Raw genomic sequence first — 5763 nt, forward strand, 5'->3', positions numbered from 1 at the left:
TGGCGGCGGCGACGTGAGCCCACATTTCCGCTTCTTCTATGTCATCGTGTTGCTGCTCGCGGTCGCCACCGCGCTGCGATTCTACTTCGTCAGCTGGCTCGGCGAACGCACCGTCGCCGACATCCGCCAGGCGGTGCAACAGAATCTGCTCCGCCTCGCCCCCGGTTTCTTCGAGGAAAATCGCCCCTCCGAAATCGCCTCGCGCATGACCTCGGACACCACGGTCATCGAACAGGTCGTCGGCACCACCGTCTCTGTCGCGCTGCGCAACACCGTGATGGGCATCGGCGGCATCATCTATCTCTTCTCGCTCTCGCCGAAACTCACCGGCGGCATCCTCCTCGGCATTCCGGTCATCATCCTGCCGATCGTGCTGCTCGGCCGCCGCCTCCAGAAAGTGTCGCGCTCGAGCCAGGATCGCGTCGCCGACATCGGCGCCACCACCGCCGAACAATTGGGCGCGATGAAGATCGTCCAGGCGTTCGGACAGGAAAGCCGCGAAGCCGCGCGCTTCACCTCGGCGGTCGAGAATAATTTCGCCACCGCCAAGCGCCGCATCCGCCTGCGCGCGATTATGACCGCGATCGTCATCGGCCTGCTCTTCGGCGCGATCACCACCCTGCTGTGGTACGGCGCCGCAGGCGTCGCGGCGGGCACGATCACCGGCGGCACTATCGCCGCCTTCGTGCTCACCGGCGGGCTGGTCGCGGGCGCCTTTGGCGCGCTGACGGAGGTCTATGGTGACCTGCTACGCGCCGCCGGCGCCGCCGAGCGGCTCTCCGAACTCCTCCATGCCGAACCAAGCATCGCGCCGCCCGCCAACGCGCGCCGCTTTCCCGACCCGCCGCTCGGCACGCTGACCTTCGACCATGTCGAATTCCGCTACCCGACGCGCCCCGACGCCCCCGCGCTCCACGATTTCAGCCTCGCGATCCAGCCGCGCGAGACCGTCGCGATCGTCGGTCCCTCGGGGGCCGGCAAGTCGACTTTGTTCCAGCTCGCCGAGCGTTTCTACGATCCGCAGGGCGGCCAGATCCTGCTCGACGGCATTCCGCTGACCGATGCCGATCCCGCCGACATCCGCGCCCGCATCGCGATGGTGCCGCAGGAAACGGTGATCTTCGCCGCCTCGGCGCGCGACAATCTGCGTTACGGCAATTGGGCCGCCACCGACGAAGAGCTCTGGGACGCCGCGCGCGCCGCCAATGCCGAGGAATTCCTCACCAAGCTGCCGCAGGGACTCGACACCTTCATGGGCGAAGGCGGCGCCCGCCTCTCGGGCGGCCAGCGCCAGCGCGTCGCGATCGCCCGCGCGCTGCTCCGCCGCGCACCGCTGCTGCTGCTCGACGAGGCGACCTCGGCGCTCGACGCCGAATCCGAAAAACTGGTGCAGGACGCACTCGACGCGCTGATGCACGACCGCACCACGATCGTCATCGCGCACCGCCTCGCGACCGTGCGCGCCGCCGACCGCATCGTCGTGATGGACGACGGCCGGATCGTCGAAGAGGGCAAGCATGACGCCCTCGTCGCCGCCGACGGCCTCTACGCCCGCCTTGCGCGGCTGCAGTTCCAGGACAATCTCGCCGCCGCCTGACGGCTCTCGCCGACCCCTTCGAAGGAAAAGACGATGCTCTACGACATGACCGTGCCCGCCTATCAAAACGGCCTTCGCGCGCTCTCCGCGCAGCTCGACAAGGCGCTCGCCTGGGGCGCCGACAATGGCGTCGGCGAATTGCAGTTCATCGCCGCGCGCCTCGCCCCCGACATGTTCCCGCTCGCGTCGCAAGTGCGTTTCTCCTGTCAGCAGGCGATCCAGGCCGCCACCCGTCTCGGCGCGCCCGGCGCGCCGCAGTTCGCCGACGATGCGGCCGACTTCGCCGGCCTCCAGGCGCAGATCGCCGAAACCCTCGCCTGGCTCGACACCGTCGACGCCGCGGAGATCGACGCCGATCCCGGCCGCGCGGTCGGTTTCGACCTGCCCAACGGCATGGCCTTCGACATGACCGCCGCGACCTACGTCCGCGACTGGGCGCAGCCGCAATATTATTTCCACCTCGTCGCCGCCTACGCCATCCTCCGCCACATGGGCGTGCCGCTCGGCAAGGTCGACTATGTCAATTATATGCTGGCCTATCTGCGCCCCGGCACAGCCCCCGCCGCCTGACGCGCCCGTTCCCCCGCCGCCCGATCGGCGGCGGCAGGGGCGCGGCGCGGATCAGATCGACCCGGCATATTGATAGATGCCCGGAAAGGCGAGCTTGCTGCCGCCATTGCGCCGGATCGCGCCGATCGCCTGATCGACCCGCAGATAGCGGGCGCGCGCCTCGGGCTCGAACATCAGGGTCGCGGGTTCGGCGCGCTCGGACGCGATTTGCGTCAGCTTGCCGAGCTGCGCCAGGTCGACCGCCTCGCCGTTCCAGCGGATCGTGTCGGCGGTGTCGATGGTGATCCGGTTCTCGTCCTGCACCTTGTCCGGAACCGCGACGTCGCCCGGCAGGGTGATGTCGACCATATGCGTCGGCCGCGGGATGGTGATGATGAACATCACCAGCATCACCAGCATCACGTCGATCAGCGGGGTGGTGTTGATCACCGGGTCGGCATTGGGGTCGCTGCGGAAAATGCTGCGGCGTTTGCGCATCGTCTCTCTCCCTGTCGGCGCGCGACCCCGGCACGGCTGTCGGACAGCAAGCCGGCGTCCCGCTCGGACCGGCCCCCTTGCGCCGCTCGCAAGCGGTCGCCGATCACATTGATATGGTATAACATTATAGAGAGAGCGCAAACAAAAAGCGCAGGGGACCGGAAAACGCCGGCTCCGTCCTGCGCCCAAAAAGAAAGGGCGGCACCTTGCGGTACCGCCCCTCTTTGTCTTCCAGCCCGAACCGGGCGGGAAATCGCTTACATGCCCGCGTTCGGACCGTATTTGATTTCCACGCGACGGTTCTGGTCGTTGCGGACGCCATCGGCGGTTGCAACGGCCGGACGGGTTTCGCCGAACGCTTCCGAGCTGATCGAGCCATCCGAGACACCGCGAGCGGTGAGATAGCTGCGAACCGCAGTGTTGCGGCGTTCCGACAGACCGACGTTGTACTTCGCCGAACCCGAACGGTCAGCGTGACCGGCCAGCCACACCTGGTTGCCGGTGCAACCGCGGTTGTAGGCGCTGATGGCGTTGTCCAGCGTCGACGCCGCTTCGGGCGTAATATTCGACTGATCCCAGTCGAAATAGACGATGTACGGGCCAGGCGCGCACACCGGCGGAGGCGGCGGCGGGGGCGGGGGCGGCGGGGGCGGCGGCGGGGGCGGGGGGGGCGGCGGCGGAGCCGTCGGTTCCACCGGTTCCGCACCACCGAAGTTGTACGTCAGCGTGCCGAGGATCGAGTGCGAACGGAAGCGCGTCGAAACGTCGCGGCCGCGCTGATCGACCAGGTCGAGGTTGTCGGCGTTGAAGAAGCGATATTTCAGGCCGACGTCCCAGTTGCGGGTCAGCGGAGCGCGAACGCCCGCGATGGCCTGCCAGGCGAAGCCGGTGTCCGAATCGTCGAGCCAGGGGCCGGCGAAGACCGGAGCGACATCGACGCGGGCCACACCGGCGCCGCCGCCGACGAAGCCCTGAAGGCCGTCATCGTCGCCGAAGTCGAGCATGCCGTTGACCATGAAGCTCAGCGCGTTCGAATCGCCGTTCATGGCATAGCTGCCGGTTACCAGGTTGCCCGCGCCATTGGCCGAGCCCGGGATGCCGGGGGTGCCGATGCGACCGGCCTTGATGTCGGCTTCGCGATAGCCGACTTCGACTTCTGCGCGGAAACCGCCGAAATCATAGCCGACGACGCCTTCGAAGTCGTAACCGGTTTTGTGGTCGAGCGTAGCTGCGTCCTTGAAGGTGCCGATGTCGAGACCCAGGTCTTCGACGATCATGACACCACCCCCAACTCCCACGTACCAGGAGTCGTCGCGCGCCAGAGCAGGCGTCGCAAGGGCGGTGGAGGCCAACGCCACGGCGGCGGCAAGCTTCCTCATAGTAGATTCCCCTTTCAATTGAGATATACGTCTCGCAGACGTCCTACCCCCGCCTTTGGTTCCGTGCAAGCGAACAAATCGTCAATCTGTTGCCAAAATGCCGCACTTGCGGGGCGATAATAGGTAAATTCAGCCTTAAATCAGAAGGCCATGGCCGACAAGCGCCAGAATCACGGCGTCGATCGCGGCGCGGGCTTCGGAGTCGGTCGTCGCCCCGCCCGCCGGACTTGCGACGGTGTCGGGTTCGACCCAGGTCGCGCCGTCGAATCGCAGCCAAGCCCCGTCACTTAGCCGATGCGTCCGCATACCCGCACGCGGCCCCACAAAGCGCCAGCCCCCGGCGGTCCACACCGCAAGCGCGCCATCCTCACCGTCCCACGCCCCCGTGGCGCCCGAGCCGACGATCCAGCCCTGCCCGGCGACGGGGCTCACCGGCGGCGCCGTCAGCGGCCCCGCCTCGACCACCGGCTGGACCAGCGCGTCGAGCAGGGTCAGCGCCTCATTGTGCGTCACCTCTTTCTGCGCCTGCGCCATCGCCAACAGGGGCAGCGCGAAACGCGCCGTGCTCGGCAGGTCGGTCATCGGCTAATCCTTTCAATCGAGGGGAAGAATGAGGGACGGCGACAAGGCGAAATCGCCGACCTGCCGAATCTCGAGGCTCGCGCCGGGCGGCAGCGCCGCCACCTCCGGCGCGGTCAGATGCAACATCGGCGCCGGGCAGTCCCAGGGCCCAAGGCCGGACACCGCCGGCACCGCCGCCACGCGATACGCCTCGCGGCTTTCGCCGAGCGGCAGGTCGACCGCGTCGCGCCAGCCCGGATCGACCCGGCTGCGCCGCACCCAATGGACCCACAGGCCGCCCGCCCCGTCGTCCGTCCGGCGGCCATGCACCGGCGACAGCGGACGCAGCGCCGCCGCGTCGCCCGGCACCGGCGCGTCGGTCAGGTCGGTTCCGCCGCGCACCGTCCATTGCAGCACGGCCGCGCCGCCCTCGGCCCAACCCGCCAACGCATCGGGCAGCAACAGCGCCGCCGCATCGTCGAGCAGAACAAAGGGCGTTCCGACCGCATGCGTCCCGGCCAATTCCGTCCCCGCACGTCCGCGCAGAAGCCGCGACAATCGCCACATAGCGCCGCCCAGCGCTTCGGCAGCGCCGAACCGGATCAACTCGCCGCCGATCATGGCGCGATTCGCCCCGCCGAGCAGCACCGCATCCGCCACCGACATCAGCGTCATCGACGGATTCGCCAGCGAAACCAGAATCTTGTTCTCCATGTCGAACAGCAGCGGCTCGCCCGCCGCCAGCGGTCCGGCCAGCGCGCCCAGCGCGGCGGCGCGGCGAACGGTTCCGACCGGAATCGGTTCGATCCCCGGCGCGGGAACCAGCCAGCCATCGGCGCCGCGCCACCCGTCATTGCCGCCCGCCGCCGCGACCAGCAGGCGCGGCGCCGTCGGCGCGCCGGGACCCAGGTTGGGCAGGTCGAACACCCGGACCACACCCGCGCTGTCCGGCCAGTCGGGCGCCGGCACCGATACGCCCGGATCGACCTCCGTTTCGGCGACCGCGACCGGCTGATATCGCATCAGTTCGATCCGCACCTCGCTGTCCTTCACCGTTCGCGACGCGATACGCCACGCGCTCGGATCGGCCCCGGCCTCCGCCAGCGTCACCACCCCGCCGACCGGCAAGGCGAGCGCCGCCAGGTCGCCGCGCCACACCCGCGTCTCGCGTCCGTCGGC

Annotated in this window: 6 protein-coding genes; 2 read left to right on the top strand and 4 right to left on the bottom strand. The window is 68.7% G+C overall.

The features are described from left to right. Both ACREB7_RS20325 and ACREB7_RS20330 read left to right on the top strand, forming a co-directional pair. Positions 1-1597, top strand: a 1597-nt coding sequence (locus tag ACREB7_RS20325; RefSeq protein ID WP_431594072.1) for an ABC transporter transmembrane domain-containing protein, incomplete at its 5' end; no start/stop codon positions are given. Between the two features lie 33 nt (positions 1598-1630). Next, complete coding sequence (locus ACREB7_RS20330; protein ID WP_431594073.1) at positions 1631-2167, top strand: DUF1993 domain-containing protein; 537 nt, start codon at positions 1631-1633, stop codon at positions 2165-2167. Between the two features lie 51 nt (positions 2168-2218). Here the strand turns inward: ACREB7_RS20330 and ACREB7_RS20335 are convergent, their stop codons facing one another. The 4 genes from ACREB7_RS20335 to ACREB7_RS20350 form a co-directional block, all read right to left on the bottom strand. Then, complete coding sequence (locus tag ACREB7_RS20335; protein ID WP_431594074.1) at positions 2219-2644, bottom strand: ExbD/TolR family protein; 426 nt, start codon at positions 2642-2644, stop codon at positions 2219-2221. 257 nt (positions 2645-2901) lie between these two features. After that, entirely contained in the window at positions 2902-4023 is a 1122-nt protein-coding gene (locus ACREB7_RS20340) for an OmpA family protein (protein WP_431594075.1), read from the bottom strand. Between the two features lie 135 nt (positions 4024-4158). After that, the gene (locus ACREB7_RS20345) at positions 4159-4605 is read right to left on the bottom strand and encodes a DUF2793 domain-containing protein (RefSeq protein WP_431594076.1); all 447 of its coding nucleotides are present in this window, start codon (positions 4603-4605) and stop codon (positions 4159-4161) included. A gap of 12 nt (positions 4606-4617) precedes the next feature. Then, a partial coding sequence (locus ACREB7_RS20350; RefSeq protein ID WP_431594077.1) for a phage tail baseplate protein occupies positions 4618-5763 on the bottom strand: 1146 nt, incomplete at its 5' end.

This window comes from Sphingopyxis sp. (genome assembly GCF_050725615.1).
In the GTDB taxonomy this organism is placed as follows: Bacteria; Pseudomonadota; Alphaproteobacteria; order Sphingomonadales; family Sphingomonadaceae; genus Sphingopyxis.

Bases quoted from the DNA above. Each gene is read 5' to 3' on its own strand.
- ACREB7_RS20340 (WP_431594075.1), bottom strand. From the start codon at position 4,023: ATGAGGAAGCTTGCCGCCGCCGTGGCGTTGGCCTCCACCGCCCTTGCG.
- ACREB7_RS20330 (WP_431594073.1), top strand. From the start codon at position 1,631: ATGCTCTACGACATGACCGTGCCCGCCTATCAAAACGGCCTTCGCGCG.
- ACREB7_RS20335 (WP_431594074.1), bottom strand. From the start codon at position 2,644: ATGCGCAAACGCCGCAGCATTTTCCGCAGCGACCCCAATGCCGACCCG.
- ACREB7_RS20345 (WP_431594076.1), bottom strand. From the start codon at position 4,605: ATGACCGACCTGCCGAGCACGGCGCGTTTCGCGCTGCCCCTGTTGGCG.